General features: G+C 38.3%; 19 protein-coding genes, 1 other RNA gene and 2 pseudogenes. 17 read left to right on the top strand and 5 right to left on the bottom strand.

The genetic code is table 11. The annotated features are described in order from the left end of the window. The first annotated feature begins 10 nt into the window (after positions 1–10). The 4 genes and pseudogenes from N4G44_RS10445 to uvrA all read left to right on the top strand — a co-directional run bounded on the left by N4G44_RS10445 (position 11) and on the right by uvrA (position 6,274). Positions 11–373: a GPW/gp25 family protein gene (locus N4G44_RS10445; protein WP_474926600.1), complete on the top strand. Its 363-nt coding sequence runs from the start codon at positions 11–13 to the stop codon at positions 371–373. A 23-nt stretch (positions 374–396) separates the two neighbouring features. Continuing rightward, positions 397–2,280, top strand: coding sequence for a type VI secretion system baseplate subunit TssF (locus N4G44_RS10440; protein WP_474926598.1), 1,884 nt, complete (start codon positions 397–399; stop codon positions 2,278–2,280). A 21-nt stretch (positions 2,281–2,301) separates the two neighbouring features. Beyond that, positions 2,302–3,234: a YiiG family protein gene (locus tag N4G44_RS10435; protein WP_474926596.1), complete on the top strand. Its 933-nt coding sequence runs from the start codon at positions 2,302–2,304 to the stop codon at positions 3,232–3,234. A gap of 211 nt (positions 3,235–3,445) precedes the next feature. Beyond that, a pseudogene (gene uvrA, locus N4G44_RS10430) lies at positions 3,446–6,274 on the top strand (excinuclease ABC subunit UvrA). 80 nt (positions 6,275–6,354) lie between these two features. Here uvrA and N4G44_RS10425 read toward each other — a convergent pair. Together N4G44_RS10425 and N4G44_RS10420 are read right to left on the bottom strand one after the other, a co-directional pair. Continuing rightward, entirely contained in the window at positions 6,355–6,549 is a 195-nt protein-coding gene (locus N4G44_RS10425) for a hypothetical protein (protein ID WP_474926595.1), read from the bottom strand. Between the two features lie 32 nt (positions 6,550–6,581). After that, positions 6,582–6,833 carry a hypothetical protein gene (locus N4G44_RS10420; protein ID WP_474926593.1) on the bottom strand — a complete coding sequence of 84 codons (252 nt, stop codon included), beginning with the start codon at positions 6,831–6,833 and terminating at the stop codon, positions 6,582–6,584. Positions 6,834–7,032: 199 nt separating this feature from the next. Here N4G44_RS10420 and N4G44_RS10415 point away from each other — a divergent pair, with 199 nt between their 5' ends. Continuing rightward, positions 7,033–7,167, top strand: coding sequence for a bacteriocin-like protein (locus N4G44_RS10415; RefSeq protein ID WP_474926591.1), 135 nt, complete (start codon positions 7,033–7,035; stop codon positions 7,165–7,167). Positions 7,168–7,218: 51 nt separating this feature from the next. Here the strand turns inward: N4G44_RS10415 and N4G44_RS10410 are convergent, their stop codons facing one another. Beyond that, positions 7,219–7,767, bottom strand: coding sequence for a hypothetical protein (locus N4G44_RS10410; protein WP_474926590.1), 549 nt, complete (start codon positions 7,765–7,767; stop codon positions 7,219–7,221). A 132-nt stretch (positions 7,768–7,899) separates the two neighbouring features. Between N4G44_RS10410 and N4G44_RS10405 the strand changes: the two genes are divergently transcribed. The 3 genes from N4G44_RS10405 (at position 7,900) to N4G44_RS10395 (ending at position 9,306) form a co-directional block, all read left to right on the top strand. After that, positions 7,900–8,412 (top strand): DUF421 domain-containing protein, encoded by a 513-nt coding sequence (locus tag N4G44_RS10405; RefSeq protein ID WP_474926588.1) that lies wholly within the window; start codon positions 7,900–7,902, stop codon positions 8,410–8,412. 7 nt (positions 8,413–8,419) lie between these two features. Next, entirely contained in the window at positions 8,420–8,914 is a 495-nt protein-coding gene (locus N4G44_RS10400) for an N-acetyltransferase family protein (protein ID WP_474926585.1), read from the top strand. Between the two features lie 158 nt (positions 8,915–9,072). Further along, positions 9,073–9,306 carry a hypothetical protein gene (locus N4G44_RS10395; RefSeq protein WP_474926583.1) on the top strand — a complete coding sequence of 78 codons (234 nt, stop codon included), beginning with the start codon at positions 9,073–9,075 and terminating at the stop codon, positions 9,304–9,306. Positions 9,307–9,350: 44 nt separating this feature from the next. Here N4G44_RS10395 and N4G44_RS10390 read toward each other — a convergent pair whose 3' ends face one another. Beyond that, complete coding sequence (locus N4G44_RS10390; RefSeq protein ID WP_474926582.1) at positions 9,351–9,665, bottom strand: DUF4286 family protein; 315 nt, start codon at positions 9,663–9,665, stop codon at positions 9,351–9,353. Between the two features lie 195 nt (positions 9,666–9,860). Here N4G44_RS10390 and gyrA point away from each other — a divergent pair. The 6 genes and pseudogenes from gyrA (at position 9,861) to N4G44_RS10360 (ending at position 16,657) form a co-directional block, all read left to right on the top strand. After that, positions 9,861–12,397: pseudogene (gene gyrA / locus N4G44_RS10385) on the top strand (DNA gyrase subunit A). Between the two features lie 28 nt (positions 12,398–12,425). Beyond that, complete coding sequence (locus tag N4G44_RS10380; protein ID WP_474926581.1) at positions 12,426–13,451, top strand: tetratricopeptide repeat protein; 1,026 nt, start codon at positions 12,426–12,428, stop codon at positions 13,449–13,451. Positions 13,452–13,609: 158 nt separating this feature from the next. Further along, positions 13,610–14,446 carry a 1,4-dihydroxy-2-naphthoyl-CoA synthase gene (locus N4G44_RS10375; RefSeq protein WP_429934151.1) on the top strand — a complete coding sequence of 279 codons (837 nt, stop codon included), beginning with the start codon at positions 13,610–13,612 and terminating at the stop codon, positions 14,444–14,446. 65 nt (positions 14,447–14,511) lie between these two features. Beyond that, the gene (gene menA / locus N4G44_RS10370; protein WP_474926578.1) at positions 14,512–15,441 is read left to right on the top strand and encodes a 1,4-dihydroxy-2-naphthoate octaprenyltransferase; all 930 of its coding nucleotides are present in this window, start codon (positions 14,512–14,514) and stop codon (positions 15,439–15,441) included. A 13-nt stretch (positions 15,442–15,454) separates the two neighbouring features. Further along, positions 15,455–15,901 carry an SRPBCC family protein gene (locus N4G44_RS10365; protein WP_474926575.1) on the top strand — a complete coding sequence of 149 codons (447 nt, stop codon included), beginning with the start codon at positions 15,455–15,457 and terminating at the stop codon, positions 15,899–15,901. A gap of 69 nt (positions 15,902–15,970) precedes the next feature. Then, positions 15,971–16,657, top strand: coding sequence for a metal-dependent hydrolase (locus tag N4G44_RS10360; protein WP_474926572.1), 687 nt, complete (start codon positions 15,971–15,973; stop codon positions 16,655–16,657). Positions 16,658–16,760: 103 nt separating this feature from the next. On the opposite strand, the gene ffs is transcribed toward N4G44_RS10360, so the two are convergent. Next, an RNA gene (ffs, locus tag N4G44_RS10355) (signal recognition particle sRNA small type) lies at positions 16,761–16,858 on the bottom strand. Positions 16,859–16,989: 131 nt separating this feature from the next. Between ffs and N4G44_RS10350 the strand changes: the two genes are divergently transcribed. The 3 genes from N4G44_RS10350 (at position 16,990) to N4G44_RS10340 (ending at position 19,382) form a co-directional block, all read left to right on the top strand. Then, positions 16,990–17,589, top strand: coding sequence for a DUF4199 domain-containing protein (locus tag N4G44_RS10350; RefSeq protein WP_474926568.1), 600 nt, complete (start codon positions 16,990–16,992; stop codon positions 17,587–17,589). Positions 17,590–17,605: 16 nt separating this feature from the next. Beyond that, positions 17,606–18,556, top strand: a complete 951-nt coding sequence (locus N4G44_RS10345) for a glycosyltransferase family 2 protein (protein ID WP_040994933.1) — start codon at positions 17,606–17,608, stop codon at positions 18,554–18,556. A gap of 112 nt (positions 18,557–18,668) precedes the next feature. Continuing rightward, on the top strand, positions 18,669–19,382 hold the full coding sequence (locus N4G44_RS10340; protein ID WP_474926566.1) for a DUF3667 domain-containing protein: 714 nt from the start codon (positions 18,669–18,671) through the stop codon (positions 19,380–19,382). Positions 19,383–19,385 lie beyond the last annotated feature (3 nt).

The raw sequence follows: 19,385 nt of genomic DNA, 5'->3' as shown, positions 1-19,385 counted from the left end.
TATCTGCGACATGGGCGAAAGCATCGCGCACAATATCATGCTCCTGATCACCACAAAAAAAGGCGAAAACAGATATGATGACAATTATGGAAACGACGTTTGGAATCTGGAATTCGATAATGGAGTTACCAGTGCCGTTTGGGAAAGCGTTTTCATTAAAAGCCTCAGAAGGCAGATTCAGGAATATGAACCCCGTATTGTGCAGCCACAGATTGAAGCCCACATTCAGTTTGTTGAGCATAGCTACGATACTAAAGAACACACGGAAATCAAAAAGAAAGTAAGAATTGCCATCAATGCAAAAATGGAGGCAACAGGAGAGCGTTTCAGCTTTTCTACAGAATTATTTTTAAGTCCGATGTCTATTGATTAATTGTTTTAACAGCAAGAAAAATTATGAACTTAGATCAAAATATATATTCCAAAGAATCTGTAAAGGCAAGAATGCTTCAGAATGCCACCAAAGTGTGGGGACTGAAAAGCCCGCAGTCTCTGGATCCTTTTGTAAAATTACTGATAGATGCATTCAGTACGGAGGTCTTTAAAGCCAATAACGAGATCCAGACGGTTAATGCAAGAATTCTCGAAAAACTGGCGAAGCTTCTGACACCATCTATTTATACCCATCCGATGCCTGCCCATGCAGTTGCTTTTACAATGCCTTATGAATCTTCTGAAATTCTGCTGGAACATACCGAATTCTTCTTTCGTAAGCAGATGACATCTACTGTGAAATCGGAATCGGATAAGCAGCTTAATATCCCTTTTACACCGGTAGGAAATGTAAGAATCAATAAGATCCAGACCGCTGTAATGTTTGTAGGAAATACCTGCTACAGTGTGGACGACAGACTTAATAAAATACCGGTAGCAAGATTTCAGGGAAAACCGGAGGATTACAGAAAAATCACAATCGGGGTAGATGTAAGCAGATATGCCAGTGAAAATTTCCCTAAATATATCAGCGTTTTCTGTTCAAATCCTGCCTTTGAACATATAGACTTTGTATACAAACTTCTTCCTTACATCACGGTTACCAGCAATGGAAACCCACTTTTTGTAAGAGAAGGGCTGAGTTACCTTACCAACAGCCAGCAGGATGGATATGAACAGATGTTCAGGGAACAGTCGATCCGGAATAAAGCCATCGAAGATATTAAAAGCATTTACCGCCACAAGTTTATTGAAATCACAGGGCTTTCCGGAAGCCTTTTTTCAGAACCCGGAGTTTTGCCTCAAAACCTGAATTTTCTTAGTGAAAAAGAAGAGATCAGAAAACAGCTTGGAGACAAGCGCTACCTGTGGCTTACTTTTGAATTTCCACCTCAGTTTTCTGCTGAGATTTTAGATAATTTTTCATTTGTAATGAATGCTTTCCCTATTTATAACAGGGGCTGGAAGAAAACAGAATACAGTCTGGACATTATGGGGAATAATATTCCACTGGTTACAGACGAAGGCGAGCATTTCCTGTATGTAGACGAAGTTCAGGACGGGGATGGAAGAAGATATACCGAAATTCCGTTTACGCCTGCAGATGACCTTAAAAAAGGGCTGTACACGGTAAGAAAAGGAGGAATGGAGCGTTTTACAAATAGAAATGCTGTAGATATGATAGCCAATGTGCTGGAGCTTACAAGGGATGAGATTGCTGCATTTTCACTTTTAAACAGAGATAACGTGAAAGGAGTACTCAGTGAAATGTCTGACAAAATGAAGACAATGGTACAAAAAGTGAATAATGCAAAAAGAAATATCAGACAGGAGCTGAATTATGTGATCATGGAGCCTGTAGAAAAAACAGACCATACTTATGCTTCTTTCTGGGTTACACACTGTACGCTGGCCAACCATATGCGTCCGGGGACAGAGCTTTCCAACCAGCTGAAATCGCAGACCGTTGTACTTCTCACGGAAACTATTGGAGGGGCAGAAGAGCAGAAAGGAACAGACAGCATTCAGGCTTACCGATATGCTTTAACGACGAGAGACAAGATCATTTCTCTGGAAGACGTTAAAAATTACTGCAGAATGGTACTGAAAGATGAAGTGAAAGAAGTAAGGGTAAGAAGAGGAACGATGATCAGTAATCGCCCCAAAGAAGGATTTGTAAGAACGGTTGAAATAGAAATTATTCCTCAGAATTATTCTTTCTATGGAAGGGCTTACTGGGAAAATATGGCTAATATCCTTAGAAACCAGATTATTTCCAAAGCCATTGACGGAATTGAATACGTAGTGAAGATAAGCAATGAAGATGTTGATCTTGATGAAATATAAGCTAAACCAAACTATAAAAATATGAGAAAAATTGTTGTACTCGCAATGGCCCTGACCTTTACATCGGTCAGCATGATAAGTTGTAAAAAAGATATCGACAAGCTGGGTAAATCTGTCATGAACCTGGGTAGTGCCAATGAAGCTAATGCTATTATTGATTTTAATAATAACTTTTTAGATTCTTATAAAAGCACATCCAAACATATAGAAAGCATTCTTAAATATGCCGATGAAGCCTCTGTGAAAGCAAAAGGAGGAAATGTTATGATTATGCCTATCGTGATTGGTTCTATGGATTATTCATTCGGGAAGATCAAAGACATACCATCTGGTTTTGGAAAAGACAAAGCTGCCATAGAAGCCGATTTTAAGATTTATAAGGCTAAAAAGGAAAGTATAGAGAAAAAGTTTGAAGAACTTAAGTCTTATATGAATTCCGAAGATTATAAAGACGACAAAGGAGCAAGAGCTGAAACAATAACAAAAGAGATTGAAACCGAAGCCAAGGCATTATTTATTTCAGGTGAAAATATTGTGGCCAGGATCAAACCGGCGACCGATGCAGCAGAAGAAGTAATCCTGAAGGATCATCCTATGAAAGAGTATATTATTTCTTCCAAAAACGTGATGAATTCTCTGGATTCCAATATAGATGTACTGGATAAGCAATATTCAGGAAAGTTCAGTGAAGCGGAAGTTCAGAAAAAATATGATGAGCTGGCCAAAGCAGTGGAAGCAAATTCAAAGTTAGAATTCACTGTAAAAGACTCGCAGTATTCCTACAAAAAATCGTTGTTTGAAAGCTTCAATAAAAGTGCATCAAGCTTTTTGGATACTTATAGAAAACTGATCCGTGATTCCAAAGGAACAGGAAAAATATCAGATAGTGATATCAGCCAGATCGATTCTGCCTATGAATCTGTACTGAACTCCTACAATTCATTTGTGAAATAGCAGAAATATGAAATTTATAGAAAAAGACCGGTACAATGTATCGGTCTTTTTTGTCTCAAAAATAAAGTATTAACAAAGTAATCCCGAGCAAAATCGGAGAATTGAAAAATTAACTAAAATTAAGCTTTAATAAAAATTTTCACGCTAACACAATTCCATAAAATTCCGTAATTTTGCACATTGTGATTTTCAGGCAGAATCACACCGAATTATGAGTAAATCAACAGAATATATAGAAGTTTACGGAGCACGTGAACACAACCTTAAAAATATTAATGTCAAGATCCCACGTAACGAGTTGGTGGTCATTACCGGCCTTTCCGGAAGCGGAAAATCATCACTGGCTTTTGACACCATTTTTGCAGAAGGACAGCGTCGTTATATTGAAACATTCTCTGCTTATGCACGCCAGTTTTTGGGCGGTTTGGAGCGTCCTGATGTAGACAAGATAGAAGGGCTTTCTCCTGTAATTGCCATAGAGCAGAAAACTACAAACAAAAACCCAAGATCCACTGTAGGAACTGTTACGGAGTTGTACGACTTTCTTCGTTTGCTGTTTGCCAGGGTTTCTGATGCATATTCTCTTTCTACGGGGAAGAAGCTGGTAAGCTATACGGAAGATCAGATTCTGGAAACCATCAAGGAAAACTACAAAAGGGAAAAAATAATGCTTCTTGCTCCTGTTGTACGTTCCAGAAAAGGACATTATCACGAGCTTTTCGTACAGATGGCAAAAAAGGCTATGGCCAGGCCAGAATTGACGGCGAGCTGCAGGATATAGAATATGACCTGAAACTGGACCGTTACAAAACCCATGATATCGATATTGTGATCGACCGATGGATCATTGGAGAAAATGCCACCGAAGCCAGAATGGAGAAATCCTTGCGTACTGCAATGGAAATGGGCGAGGGTATCATCGGAATCCAGAAGCTGGGAGATACTGAGATAGAATACTTCTCCAAAAACCTGATGGATGCGGAAACCGGCCACTCGCTTGCCCTTCCGGAACCCAATACATTCTCTTTCAACTCTCCGAAAGGAAGCTGCCCGGAATGTAAAGGATTGGGAACGATTAAGAAAATCAACACAGACTATTTTATTGATAATCCTAAACTTTCCATTAACCAGGGGGATTGCTGCCGTTGGAAGATATCAAATCCAATAAGTGGATCCTGTCCCAGATCAAAAATATTCTTGAAATTTTCGGATTGGGTATGGCCACGCCAATGCAGGATATCCCTGAAGAGGCTTTGGATTATATTTATAACGGATGTCACAAAGAATTTAACAAGGACCTGAAATATGCAGGGATTACCAAAAAAATAAAAATAAGCTTCGATGGTTTGATTGCCTTTATGGAAGAAATCATTGATGAAAAAGAATCTTACGAAGCCGTACTTCTGGAGAGGCATTTCACTACCGAAGAAACATGCCCGGAATGTGGCGGGACCCGTCTTCAGCAAGCGAGTTTAAGTTTTAAAATAGACGGGAAAAATATTGCTGAAATCAATGCTCTAAGCTTATCTGATTTGAAAGAATGGTTATCAGATGTTAAGGATAAATTTTCAGAAAAACATAAAATCATCGCCCACGAAATCCTAAAAGAAATTGAAACAAGGCTTCAGTTCCTTCTGGATGTAGGTTTGGATTATCTTAGCTTAAGCAGAAGCTCAAAAACCCTTTCCGGCGGTGAATCCCAGAGGATACGTCTTGCCACACAGATCGGGTCACAGCTTGTTAATGTATTGTATATTCTGGACGAACCAAGTATCGGACTTCACCAGAGAGATAACGAAAGGCTGATTAATTCCTTAAAAAACCTCAGGGATATAGGAAATTCCGTCCTTGTAGTGGAGCATGATAAAGACATGATCCTGGAAGCTGATGAGGTGCTGGATATTGGCCCCAGAGCTGGAAAATTCGGTGGGGAAATACTCTGGCAGGGGAAACCTAAAGATCTTTTAAAGGCAGACACCATTACGGCACAATACATTAATGGAGAAAGAAAAATAGAAGTTCCTGCGGAAAGAAGAGCCGGAAATAGTAAAAACATCCTGTTAAAAGGAGCTACAGGGAACAACCTTAAAAACGTTACCCTTGATATTCCATTGGGGAAACTGGTTGTAGTAACCGGAATTTCAGGAAGCGGAAAATCTTCTCTGATTAACGGAACATTGTATCCGATCCTTAATAAACACTTTTACAGAGCAGTTCAGGAACCTCTTCCGTATAAAAAGATTGAAGGCCTCGAGAATATTGATAAAATTGTAGATGTAGATCAGACACCAATTGGAAGAACACCACGTTCGAATCCTGCAACCTATACAGGAATGTTTACAGACATCAGAAACCTGTTTGCAGAATTACCGGAAAGTAAAATCCGTGGTTATAAGCCGGGAAGATTTTCTTTTAACGTAAAAGGAGGAAGATGTGAAACCTGTCAGGGGGAGGATTGAAAGTAATTGAAATGAACTTTCTTCCCGATGTCTATGTTCATTGCGAAACCTGTAACGGAAAACGTTTCAACAGAGAAACACTTGAAGTACGCTACAAAGGAAAATCGATCTCTGATGTCCTGGATATGACGATTGATGAAGCCGTAGATTTCTTCCAGCCGATCCCTAAGATTTTTACTAAAGTGAAAACACTTCAGGATGTAGGATTGGGATATATTACTCTCGGACAACAGTCTACTACGCTTTCAGGAGGTGAGGCACAACGTATCAAGCTGGCAACAGAACTTTCAAAAAGACAGACAGGAAATACACTTTACATTCTGGATGAACCGACCACCGGATTGCATTTTGAAGATGTAAAAATCCTGATGGATGCCATTAATCAGCTGGTAGAGCTAGGAAACTCATTCATCATCATTGAACATAATATGGATGTGATTAAACTGGCAGACCATATTATTGATGTTGGCCCAGAAGGTGGAAAACATGGCGGACAGATCGTGGCCCAGGGAACTCCTGAGGAAATTGTGAAATCGAAGAAAAGCTTAACAGGAAAATTTCTGAAACGGGAACTGGAATAAAGGAGGCAATAGCTCTCATTACATAAAACCCCCGGCCGGACTTTTAGTCCGGCCGGGGGTTTATAATTTTAATTCAGAACCTACAAAGGCGATATATATACCTCTATTTTCGTTCCGTCATAGTTGAATGTCCCATCTTCATTAGGTTTCCCTAAAACCCACTTCATATCTACCGGAACCGACCATGCCGTACCCAGTGAGAAGCCGTTTACCGATCTGATCTCTGAACAGTTTCCTGTAGTAATAGCAGAGTGAAACCATGTTTTATCCCTCACTCTATAGAAACCAATTGCTTTTCCTTTAGGGATTACCGAGTAACCGTTCCATTTTTCGCCTGCGGAATAATTGAATTTATTAAGCCATCCCTGAGCCCTGAACTGAACAAGCTCATCCGGAGAGATAGCGGCCCCCGCATATAAAGGGCATACGCCACTACATCATGGCATACTCCTTTGTTGTAATTGCTGATATCATCCTGGCCGGAAAGAAGACCATTAGAGATTAATGATTTTTTCGCCGGATTTAATTGCCCCGTGTGGGCTCCTTTTGGTGTGATCATTTCAATATTATTTTGTTGTTTTGGTGTATTTAAAGATACATAATATATTATAAACAATATTTCACCATAAAGACATATGCTGTTGAGGTATTTTAATCCCTTTGAAATTTTCTATGAATAATGAAAACTTTGAGTATTAAATTGTAATAAACGATGGAAAGAAGTGTTCTATATTTATCAGACATAAAATTAAAACTATATGAAAAATTTAAAGAAGCTGACGAAGTCAGATCTGAAGTCAGTGTACGGAGGAGAGCCAAAAAAATACTGTACCTATTGCGAATGGGCAAATAAAGTAATTTGCAGCGAAATTCCAATCGTTCAGTGCCCTTAAAAATAAAGCCGCTTTTAAGCGGCTTTTTTATTTATGATAAAGTTTTAGTTGCTATTTATTATTTTGCGTGAAATCCTTCATACCTGTTTTCAGATCCTTAATACTGCTGATACTGTCAAAAACAATATTGTCAATTGCCCATCCGTTATCTGAATTTATTAAATGTACTTTATCTGTCCATTTTACTGTTGGATCAGCTAAGTTGTATTCGAAATCTATTTTTGCATCTGCTGAGGTACCGGAGGGGTTTAAAGTAACAGATTTTACTTTGTAGCTGCTGTACCCTTCATACAAACTTGAAAAAACAGCCCCTTCAAACAGTAAAGGCTTTTCATCAGGATGATTACTTTTTTTTACTTTTTCAATATCAGCCTTAGATGTTTTTACAGCTTCTTCCAATATTCTTTTCAGCTCCGGGGAAAAAAGGCTGTCAGAGAATGGCTTATGATAAAGAGCATAGTTAGATGTTCCGTAGGTACTGTAAAGTTCATTGATTTTTTTGCTTATTTCTTTTTCTGCAGATGCTTTTGGGAGGGATTCAGTTTTCTGGCAGCCTGTAAAAAAGAAGAGAATGCTTAGATAAAAAAAGATTTGTTTCATTTGTGTTTTTAATTTTACTAAACGCTCAAATCATGTGCCATATTTTTAGATGAGTTTCTGTTTTTTTAAGCTTGATATAAAATGATCAGGCAATCATAAAATTTTATACATTTGACTATTAAAATATGATCTGTGAATCCTATTCTTGACGTTGTTTTACGCTCCCTCAGTGTTTACCTTTTTATGGTAATTGCTATCCGTCTTTTTGGTAAAAACCAGCTTTCCCAGCTCAATGCAGGAGATGTGGTATTACTTCTGCTTATTTCCAATGCGGTTCAGAATGCTATGGTAGGACAGGATACCTCGCTTCAGGGCGGACTTGTCGCAGCACTTGTTCTTTTCGCTGCCAATTTTATTCTGAAAAGACTGATGTTCTCCAATCGTAAATTTGAAACATTTATGGAAGAAGATCCTGTCATTCTGATCAGGGACGGAAGAGTGGATCAGACTGCTTTGAACAGGGTGAAGATTACCCGGGATGAGCTGGAAGAAGCCATAAGGGAGCACGGAGTAGAGAATATAAAAGATGTAAAACTTTCCATCCTTGAAGTAGATGGAAATATCAGCGTTATTTCAGAAGATGAAACTGAAAAGCAAACCCATTATACAAGAATCAAAAGAAAGAATAAAAGAAAATACCATTAAATAAAGTATGAATTACGAATTAAGAGAAATGCTTCCCGGCGATGAAAAAAAAGTGCTGGAGATTTATAAGCAGGGATTAGATGGGGGAATGTCCACTTTTGAAACAGAAGTTCCTACGGCTGAAGCATGGAATATGGATTATTTCAACGATTGCCGCTGGGTTCTGGAAAACGAAAACAATGAAATAGTGGGATGGTGCGCTTTGAAGCCGGTAAGCAAAAGGGAATGCTATAAAGGAGTGGCTGAAGTAAGCATTTATTTCGACAATAGATACCAAGGGAAGGGCTTGGGATCAGTTTTGCTGAAAAAGATGATCCTTGACAGCGAAAACCATGGTTTCTGGACACTTCAGGCCAGCATTTTTCCCGAAAATGAAGCATCAATAAAGTTTCACCAGAAAAATGGGTTCAGAACTGTGGGAGTCAGAAAGAAAATTGGAAAACTTAACGGCCAGTGGAAAGATGTTATCCTGTTTGAAAAGCGAAGTGAAATTGTAGGTTAAGCAGCAGATAATCTTTAAATTAAATACCCAATACCTTGGTAAATCTCCGGATTCAAAGGCAGCTCAAGTCTTCCGGCGCTCCAATATAGAAATTCCCAAAAACCTATTTTGGCATTAACCTTGTTATTCCATTACTGAAATTTGAAAAAGTGGAAAATATGAAAGGTTTACTTAAAATGGTCGGGGTAATAACCGTTACGTTAATGATGACTTCATGTGTGGTGCATGATCATCACGCAAGAAGGCTCCCGCCGGGGCAGGCTAAAAAAGTATATGGTGGAAGCGCAAGATACTATGCACCTGGACAAGTTAAAAAAAGAGTGTATTATTATGATTATGACAACAGAGGTCATCATCATAAAAACAAAGGACACAAACATCACAGAGATTGAAAAAATAAAAAAGCCCTGATTTTTTCAGGGCTTTTGATTTGTATTTAAAATCTTGATTTTTTAGGGTTCAGGAACGTATTGAAAATCATGACATCGGTTCCGAACTTTTTCTCGACCCTTTCTGAAATATTCAGCATTTCACTTTTAATGAAATCATCCCTGAGATCATCATTATCAAACAGCAGGAGAAGATTGTAATTCTTACCTTCATCAATATAATCACTGTGTACTTCAGAAAGAATATATTTGTTCACATCCATCAGGTTTTCTGCCATCAGAACCAGTGTTTCGTCGATATAATTTTCCCATTCTTCAATATTGTTTTTGGTACAATGGAAAGTTATACTTAATAAGCTCATATTTTATGAATTTTTAAGATTTTTTGGATAAATTCTACCACAAAAATCGGTAAAAAATTCGTAAATTAGCCCGTTAATAAAAATTGGAAATAAATAATTTTCAGACGCACAGCTAAAGGTCTGACTGTCATTATAATAAAATTTGTTTATGCAAAAGAAGGAGAAAGACTGATTCCTATCAACATTGTTGATGAAATGAAATCGTCTTATATCGATTATTCGATGTCGGTTATCGTTTCAAGAGCGTTACCGGATGTAAGAGACGGCCTGAAGCCCGTTCATAGAAGAGTACTTTATGGTATGTACGGATTAGGGGTTTTTTCTAACAGAAAATATTTGAAATCTGCAAGAATCGTTGGGGATGTTTTGGGTAAATACCACCCGCATGGAGACTCCTCAGTATATGATGCGATGGTAAGAATGGCTCAGGACTGGAGCTTACGTTATCCTCAGGTAGACGGGCAGGGTAACTTCGGGTCAATGGACGGCGACCCGCCTGCAGCAATGCGTTATACCGAGGCAAGACTTAAAAAAATATCTGATGAGGTTCTTTCCGACCTGGATAAAGAAACCGTTGATTTCCAGAATAACTTTGACGACAGTTTACAGGAGCCTACCGTACTTCCTACCAAAGTTCCTAACCTTCTGGTAAACGGTACTTCCGGGATTGCAGTAGGGATGGCCACCAATATGGCGCCGCACAACCTTTCAGAATCTATTGATGCGATATGTGCTTACATCGATAACAGAGAAATTACCATCGATGAGCTGATGCACCACATTACAGCACCGGATTTCCCTACAGGAGGGATCATCTATGGGTACGACGGTGTAAGGGATGCTTTCCACACGGGAAGAGGAAGAGTAGTACTGAGAGCAAAAGTGAATTTCGAGGAAATCGGAAACAGAAATGCTATCATCGTTACTGAAGTCCCTTACCAGGTGAATAAGGCCGACATGATCGCCAGAACAGCAGAGCTTATAAAAGATGATAAAATTGTTGGTATTCATGAGATCAGAGACGAATCGGACAGAAATGGTCTGCGTGTCGTTTATGAACTGAAAAATGATGCCATTCCAAATGTTGTCTTAAACTTATTATATAAATATACAGCCCTTCAGACTTCTTTCAGTGTTAATAATATTGCATTGGTTAAAGGAAGACCGGAACAGCTGAACCTAAAGGATATCATCCACCATTTCGTAGAGCACAGACACGAAGTGATCGTGAGAAGAACTCAGTACGAGCTTAAGAAAGCCAAAGAAAGAGCTCACATCCTTGAAGGTTTCATGAAAGTAATCGGAACTCAGGATGCTCTGGACAGAGCCATTTCTATTATCCGCCACAGTGCTAACCCTCAGGCTGCAAAAGAAGGCTTGATCGAAGCATTTGAACTTTCTGAAATCCAGGCTCAGGCTATTCTTGATCTTAGACTGGCACGTCTTACAGGAATGGAGCTGGATAAGATCCGTGACGAGTACGATGCGATCATGAAGGAGATCATGAACTTGGAAGATATTTTGGCTAATGAGTCAAGAAGATTCGAGATCATCAAAGAAGAATTGCTTGAAATCAAAGAAAAATATGGTGACGAAAGAAGAACCGCTATCGATTATTCAGGAGGAGAAATGTCTATCGAAGACATCATTCCGAATGAAGCAGTGGTTCTTACGATTTCACACGCAGGATATGTGAAAAGAACTTCACTTTCCGAATACAAAATTCAGAGCAGAGGTGGTGTAGGAAACAGGGCAGCGACTACAAGGGACGAAGATTTCCTTGAATATATTGTTTCTGCAACCAATCACCAGTATATGCTATTCTTCACAGAAAAAGGAAGATGTTATTGGTTAAGGGTATTTGAAATTCCTGAAGGTTCAAAAACATCCAAAGGAAGAGCGGTACAAAACCTTATCAATATTGAGCAGGACGACAAGATCAAAGCTTACATCAGAACCAATAACCTGAAAGATGCCGAGTACGTAAACCAGATGAGCGTAGTGATGGTAACCAAAAATGGTACGATCAAGAAAACATCTCTTGAAGCTTACTCAAGACCAAGGGTGAATGGGGTGAATGCTATCGAAATCAGGGATAATGACCAGTTATTGGGTGCATACCTTACCAACGGAAACTCTCAGATCATGATTGCGACCAAAAACGGTAAATGTATCCGTTTCCCTGAAGAAAAAGTAAGAGAAGTAGGTAGAGGATCAATAGGGGTACGTGGTATCACTATGGACGATAATGACGAGGCAATTGGTATGATTGTTGTGAATGATGTAGAAAAAGAAACAGTTCTTGTTGTTTCCGAAAAAGGATACGGTAAAAGAACTGCTGTAGAAGACTACAGAATTACCAACAGAGGAGGAAAAGGAGTTATCACCCTGAACATTACCGAAAAAACAGGAAATCTGATCGCCATTCAGAATGTGACAGACGAAGACGGATTGATGATCATCAATAAGTCCGGTGTTGCCATCAGAATGAATATGGACGAAATGAGAGTAATGGGAAGAAATACCCAGGGGTAAAAATGATCAACCTTAAGAAAAATGACGAAATTGCAGCCATTGCAAAAGTAGAAATGGATAAAGAGGTAGCAGATGATTCTGAAGAAAATGAAGAAGGGACAGAAATTGTAACTGATAACCAGGAAAACAGTACACAACCAGAGGCGGAAAAAGAAAACCCGGCTGAGGAAAATGAGAATTCTGATTCTGAAGAATAAAAAGTACAATTAATATAATATAGTTATTATGAAGAAACTCATTTTAGGTATAGCAATCGTAGCTTCTGCTTTCGTTTTCGGTCAGAAGAATGATGTGAATGCCAAGCTGCAGGAAGCGAACAAAGCTGCAATGGATGCATATAATGCAAAGAATTATACCGTTGCCGCGCCTAAGTTTTTAGAAGTTTATAACTTATTAAAAACAAATGGTCAGGATGATAAGATATATATGTATTATGCAGGATTAAGCTATGCTTTGGCAAATAACAGCGACGAATCCATCAAAATATATACTGAGCTTATCAATTCAGGTTTCACGGGGGTTCAGACAACCTATACTGCAAAAGATAAAAAATCCGGTCAGGTAATGAATCTGGATAAAGCAACCTGGGATCTGATGAAGAAGAACTCTGATTATTCAGATTTCAAAACAGAACAGACCCCAAGTGTGGAACCGGAACTTTATGAAACATTAACGACTTTGCTTCTGAATGCAAAGAAACCTAATGAAGCATTGGCCATCATTGATAAAGGATTGGCAAAATATCCGAATAATGCTAAACTTAAAGATGCTCAGGGAACTGCATATTTCGAATCCGGAAATACAGATAAATTCATTGGGGCTCTTAAAGAACAGCTTGCTAAAAATCCTAATGACGCTACCAACTGGTATAATCTTGGAGTAATGCAGTCTAAGAATCCTGCTACAGTAGAAGATGCAGTAGCTTCATTCAAAAAAGCAATTGAAATCAAGCCGGATTTTGAGAATGCTTACCAGAACCTTGTGTATACAGTAGTTGGTGACGATTCTAAAATTGTAGAACAAATCAATGCATTAAGAAAAGATAAGCCGGATGAGGCTACCAAACTGATCGATGCGAGAAGAGAAAGATTTGCGAAAGCACTTCCATATGCTGAAGGATGGTACAAAGCTGCACCGGAAAGTCTTGATGCTCTTACGGCATTGAAAGAGATCTACGTGGTAACAAAAAATACCGATAAGCTTAAAGATCTGAAAGCTAAGGAAGCTGAATTAAAAGCAAAAGCGAAATAATAACTTCTTAGCTGAATAATAAACAAAACCGGAGCAGAAATGTTCCGGTTTCGTTCTTTTTTAATCTAAAAGACAGCGCTGTTTTTTACCTTCATTATCCTTAAATTTCACCTTAAAAATTCTCTGTAATTCCGTATCTTTGAGAAAAATTTTACAAGATGATTGAGTGGAAAACCGCCAAAGAATACGAAGATATTACCTATAAAAAATGTAACGGGGTAGCAAGAATTGCTTTCAACAGACCGGAAGTAAGAAATGCCTTCAGACCCAAAACCACTTCAGAACTTTATGATGCTTTTTACGATGCTTATGAAGATTCCTCAATAGGAGTTGTTCTGCTTTCAGGAGAGGGACCAAGCCCCAAAGACGGAGGTTGGGCTTTCTGCAGCGGAGGAGATCAGAAAGCAAGAGGCCATCAGGGTTATGTAGGGGAAGACGGGAGACACCGTCTGAATATTCTTGAAGTGCAGCGTCTGATCCGTTTTATGCCGAAAGTAGTTATTGCGGTGGTTCCGGGATGGGCTGTTGGTGGTGGACATTCACTTCATGTGGTTTGCGATCTCACTTTAGCCAGTAAAGAACATGCAATTTTTAAGCAGACCGATGCTGATGTTACAAGCTTTGATGGAGGATACGGATCTGCATACCTTGCAAAAATGGTAGGCCAGAAAAAAGCCCGTGAAATATTCTTTTTAGGAAGAAACTATTCTGCTCAGGAAGCTTTGGATATGGGAATGGTGAATGCTGTAATCCCACATGCAGAACTGGAAGATACCGCCTACGAATGGGCTCAGGAAATATTGGCAAAATCCCCGACTTCCATCAGAATGCTGAAGTTTGCCATGAACCTTACAGATGACGGAATGGTTGGCCAGCAGGTATTTGCCGGAGAAGCAACACGTCTGGCTTATATGACGGAAGAAGCTCAGGAGGGAAGAAATGCATTCCTTGAAAAAAGAAAACCTGACTTCGGAGAAAATCAGTGGATATCTTAAACATTGGCAATCAGCAATAAGTAATGAAAAATTACTCATTACTTATTGCCTATTACTTATAAACTATGTCAGATTGGATAAAAGCCGCAAGGCTAAGAACTTTACCGCTTTCCCTAAGCGGGATCATTATGGGAGCTTTCATTGCAAAATGGAGACTTTACGGACAAGGCGGAATATGGGACTGGAAAATTTTTGCTCTGGCACTTCTGGTAACCCTTTTGTACCAGATTTTATCGAACTATGCCAATGACTATGGAGATGGCGTAAAGGGCACAGATGCTAAAAGGATCAACGAAGCAGAATCCAGGGCAGTAGCTTCAGGAAAAATTACGGCAAAACAGATGAAAAATGCAGTGATTATTTTCTCTTTACTGTCATTTATTGCTACAATTGGTTTATTGTATGTTGCTTTCATTCCGGATTATATGAATGAATTTTATATTTTCATAGGATTGGGGGTAGCTTGTATTTTAGCGGCAATTGGTTATACGGTTGGGAAAAAACCTTATGGATATATGGGATTGGGAGATCTTTTCGTATTTATCTTCTTCGGTTTGGTTTCGGTTTGTGGAAGTTATTTCCTGTTCACGAAAACGTTCAGCTGGGATATGCTGCTGCCGGGAACAGCAGTAGGAATGATGAGCATGGCAGTTCTTAATCTTAACAATATGAGAGATATAGAAAGCGACAGGCTGTCCGGGAAAAACAGCTTTGCCCTCAGGATTGGTTTCAAAAATGCAATGATCTACGAAATGATCCTTTTACAGCTTCCTTTGATCTTAATTCTTATATTTTTAGGGTTAAATGGTTTTATACAGTCTCAGAATTACTATGTTTTCATCGTAATGATCTTACTGATTCCATTTTCTAAGCTCAGAAGAAAAATCATGTCTGTAAAAGAGCCTAAAGATCTGGATCCATTCCTGAAACAGGTGGGTATCCTTACTTTTACAATGGCAGTGCTTACAGCGATAGGACTTAATTTCTTTAAATAATATTATCACGCTTATGAGTTCAGATATTTATGTTCAGGCCCAGATGCTTATCAGAAAACCGGTTGAAGATGTTTTTGAAGCATTCATCAACCCTGAAATAACCACCAAATTCTGGTTTACGAAATCTACCGGGAAACTGGAGGAGGGTAAAACCATTACCTGGGAATGGGAAATGTATAATGTAAAATCGGATGTGCTCGTACATGAGATCATTCCTAATCAGCTGATAAAAACAGAGTGGGGAGATCCTGCAGTACATGCGGATTATGAATTCAAAGAAATGGAGAAAGGAACCTTGGTTATTATTAAAAGCTACGGATTCAACCAGACAGGTGAAGACCTTTTAAAAGTAATTAATGATAATACAGGCGGTTTTACAACAGTTCTGGACGGTTGTAAGGCTTATCTTGAACATGGAATCAAGCTGAATTTAATTGAAGATAAATTTCCTGCAAAGTAAGTTTTAATCTTACAGTGTTTAAGCATTATTCAATATTATTTTTATTGTTAACGATATAAAAATTTAAAAATGAAAATACAATTTTTAGGACAAAACTGTTTTTTGTTTACTTACAAAAACAAAACAATTTTAAGTGATCCTTTTTACAATTACAAAAAAGCGGAATCCAGCTTTGATATAGCGGCTCAGAAAATAGATTATATCTTACTTACCCACGCTCACGGCGATCATATTGCTGATGTGGAAGAAGTGTTACAGTTTCACCCGGAAGCAACAGTTATTGCTGTTCCTGAGATCTGTGCTTACTTCAAAACGGCAAAAAACAAAGATGATGTGAACTTAGGAGGATCGGCAAAAATCGACGATCTTAAAATTTCCATGGTACCGGCTCATCATACGAGTTCGTTCCCGGATGGAAGCTATGGAGGTGTTCCTGTGGGTTATATTTTCAGACTGCCTGAAGGGAAGAACATCTATATGGCAGGAGATACGGGTGTAATGGCGGATATGGAGCTTTTTCCAAGACTTTTCGGAAACATAGACCTGTCTATCCTTCCTATCGGAAGCCACTACACGATGTGCCCGAGAAAAGCAGCTTTTGCCGCAGCGGAATTATTGAAAACCCCAAAAGTAATCGGTTGCCACTTTGATACATTTCCTGCTATTGAAATCAACCATGAAAGTGCATTAAAGCATTTTGCAGATAAAAATGTAGAACTTGTTCTTCCGAAACTGGGAGAGGAGTTTGAATTTTAAATAAAGATGAAAGGTAATTTGAAAATTGGAATGGAAATGCTGAAAAGTATAGAAACAAAAAAAGATAATTTTCCAATTACCTTACTTCAACTTAAACCAAAAAAAATGGCAAGCTACCTAAATCACACCGCTACGACCGATTACCTTTGCTGTGTTCCCACCCTGGAGGATTCTCAGGAGCTGGTTGTTTAGGACTTGCCGTTGCAAAGGTAGGAATATTTTATAAACTTCAAAACATAATTAGAGAAAATTAGTCGAAAAAATGCAGTGACAAAGCTAAACGGCTGGAATTTAGTGCAATAATTTTTCAATTTTTTTCTAAAAAATCAAACATGACGAAAAGTCCATCAACATTAGGAATTTTACTTTTTATCGCTACAATGATCATCTTTTTTGTGGCCTATTACTTTTTCTCGGGAATTAATTATTTTGATACCTCTTTGAAAATCAACGCATTTGTTCTTCCGGTTCTGTATACGGGGATAGCCTTCTGGTCCGTGAAATCTTTCTGGAACAAAAACAGAGTGGTAACTTTTAAAGATGCATTTTCAAGAGCGTTCATTCCGATGTTTATCGGGGGAATTTTATCCATCTTCAGCATCTATGCTTTCCTTAATTTCGTGGATACGGATGCAAAAAAATTGTTGAACTACCAATATGTACAGAGACAGAAAACAGAGCTGGATACTGAATATCAGTCTGCAAGGAAGATATTGAAACATCAGAAAGATATTGATGAATTAGACAAAAAATACAAAGAAAGACTGCCAAGTTTTTCTCCTGAAGCCATTAAAGGAAAAGATATGCTTACGGCAAGTCATTTTTCAGGATATTTTGCAGCAATTCTTATATTTTACGTAGTTTTGTCAGTGTTTTTTGGAGCATTTTTCAGAACAAGAACGGTGTACCAGGAAACAGAAAACCAAGAATAATTTTTATTAAAATTAAATGAATTTATCTATAGTTATTCCGTTATTAAACGAAGAAGACTCTTTGGAACAGCTTTTTTCAAGGATTGACAATGTCTGCTATTCCAATAACCTGTCCTATGAAATCTGGTTTGTAGATGACGGAAGTACAGATTTATCGTGGAGCATCATCGAAAATCTGAAGGTTCAACACCCTCAGATCCACGCCATCAAATTTTCCAGAAACTATGGAAAATCACAAGCCCTTCATGCCGCTTTCGAAAGAACGAACGGGGAAGTAGTGATTACCATGGATGCTGATTTACAGGACTTTCCGGAAGAAATTCCTGAACTTTATAAAATGGTCACGGAAGATAATTATGATATCGTTTCAGGCTGGAAAAAGAAACGTTTTGACAACGTAATGACGAAAAATGTTCCGTCGAAACTCTTCAATGCGGCAGCAAGAAAAGTTTCAGGCGTTTACCTTCACGATTTCAACTGTGGTCTTAAAGCTTACAAAAAGCAGGTGGTAAAATCCATCGATGTGTATGGAGACATGCACCGTTATATTCCTGTTTTGGCAGCCAATGCCGGGTTCAGAAGAATTACCGAAAAAGAGGTTCAGCATCAGGCAAGACCTTACGGAACTTCAAAATTCGGGACCGAAAGGTTTATCAGGGGTTTCCTGGATCTTGTAACGCTTTGGTTTGTCAGCAGATTCGGAGGAAGACCTATGCATTTTTTCGGGGCTGTGGGAACAGTAATGTTTATCGTAGGATTCCTTTCCGCACTTTGGCTGGGAGTTTCAAAACTGATTGATGTCGCTAGAGGAATTTATGGACATCTGATCACGAACAATCCGTGGTTTTATATTGCACTGACGATGATGATTATGGGAACACTGCTTTTTATAGCAGGATTCTTAGGAGAAATGATCATCAGAACAAACAGGGAACATAAAAATTACAATATTGATGAAGTAATTTAACATGGAAAGTAAATTACCGAAAATATATTCTAAACAAGCCATGATCTATTCAACATCACTTGAAAATAGTTAAAGAAATGTATTAAATCATTGAAATGGATAAAAAAGTTGTTTGAACTGCGGTCGTTCAATCTCCGATGAGTTTTGTGCTCATTGCGGACAGAAAGCGGACACAGCAAGAATAACTCCACATTCTTTGGTTAAAAATGATATTCTTGGATCGATTTGGCATGTGGAAGCTAAATTTTTCCATACTTTAAAAAATATTTCATTCAGACCGGGAGAAACCGCGATGGATTATATTTCAGGAAAAAGAATCAGGTACAACAATTTTATATCGTTGTTACTGATTCTTTTTGGTTTTAATGTATTAGGCTATCATTTTTACGAAAAATTTTCACCCGCAGAAGTTCTTTCGGATGACGTTCTGGATATGAAAAATTTTTTCTCCAGATATTCCAAAACAATTTTATTTGTTATCATTCCGATGCTCGCCATCAATGCTTATTTTTTATTTAAAAGAATGAATTTGAATATTGCGGAGCATTTTATCATCGGAACAGTAAGTCTTTTAGGAATTTTAATCTTATTTTTGTTGGACGATATCGTGAGCCTGATCGGTTTGTGGAAACCTGTTTCAGGGATTTTCGATTTCATCGACAAAATTATATTCGGTCTTTCTGTTCTCTTCCCGGCAATTACGTATTGGAATGCTTTTAAAAAATCATACTCAAAACCAGGTTTACTGTGGCGGGTATTGGTTCTTTATGTTCTGATGGGAGTGGAAAGTACGGTGATAAGTCTGATTTTATATACAATATTTTAAATT

It is taken from the genome of Chryseobacterium sp. GTID13, assembly GCF_056172655.1.
The sequence above is the reverse complement of the archived record's forward strand: the minus strand, read 5'-3'. Positions and strand labels throughout refer to the sequence as shown.

Excerpts from the sequence above, each read along its gene's own strand:
- N4G44_RS10445 (WP_474926600.1), top strand. The coding sequence starts at position 11 with ATGGGCGAAAGCATCGCGCACAATATCATGCTCCTGATCACCACAAAA.
- N4G44_RS10440 (WP_474926598.1), top strand. The coding sequence starts at position 397 with ATGAACTTAGATCAAAATATATATTCCAAAGAATCTGTAAAGGCAAGA.
- N4G44_RS10435 (WP_474926596.1), top strand. The coding sequence starts at position 2,302 with ATGAGAAAAATTGTTGTACTCGCAATGGCCCTGACCTTTACATCGGTC.
- N4G44_RS10420 (WP_474926593.1), bottom strand. The coding sequence starts at position 6,833 with ATGATCACACCAAAAGGAGCCCACACGGGGCAATTAAATCCGGCGAAA.
- N4G44_RS10415 (WP_474926591.1), top strand. The coding sequence starts at position 7,033 with ATGAAAAATTTAAAGAAGCTGACGAAGTCAGATCTGAAGTCAGTGTAC.
- N4G44_RS10410 (WP_474926590.1), bottom strand. The coding sequence starts at position 7,767 with ATGAAACAAATCTTTTTTTATCTAAGCATTCTCTTCTTTTTTACAGGC.
- N4G44_RS10400 (WP_474926585.1), top strand. The coding sequence starts at position 8,420 with ATGAATTACGAATTAAGAGAAATGCTTCCCGGCGATGAAAAAAAAGTG.
- N4G44_RS10395 (WP_474926583.1), top strand. The coding sequence starts at position 9,073 with ATGAAAGGTTTACTTAAAATGGTCGGGGTAATAACCGTTACGTTAATG.
- N4G44_RS10390 (WP_474926582.1), bottom strand. The coding sequence starts at position 9,665 with ATGAGCTTATTAAGTATAACTTTCCATTGTACCAAAAACAATATTGAA.
- N4G44_RS10380 (WP_474926581.1), top strand. The coding sequence starts at position 12,426 with ATGAAGAAACTCATTTTAGGTATAGCAATCGTAGCTTCTGCTTTCGTT.
- N4G44_RS10375 (WP_429934151.1), top strand. The coding sequence starts at position 13,610 with ATGATTGAGTGGAAAACCGCCAAAGAATACGAAGATATTACCTATAAA.
- menA (WP_474926578.1), top strand. The coding sequence starts at position 14,512 with ATGTCAGATTGGATAAAAGCCGCAAGGCTAAGAACTTTACCGCTTTCC.
- N4G44_RS10365 (WP_474926575.1), top strand. The coding sequence starts at position 15,455 with ATGAGTTCAGATATTTATGTTCAGGCCCAGATGCTTATCAGAAAACCG.
- N4G44_RS10360 (WP_474926572.1), top strand. The coding sequence starts at position 15,971 with ATGAAAATACAATTTTTAGGACAAAACTGTTTTTTGTTTACTTACAAA.
- N4G44_RS10350 (WP_474926568.1), top strand. The coding sequence starts at position 16,990 with ATGACGAAAAGTCCATCAACATTAGGAATTTTACTTTTTATCGCTACA.
- N4G44_RS10345 (WP_040994933.1), top strand. The coding sequence starts at position 17,606 with ATGAATTTATCTATAGTTATTCCGTTATTAAACGAAGAAGACTCTTTG.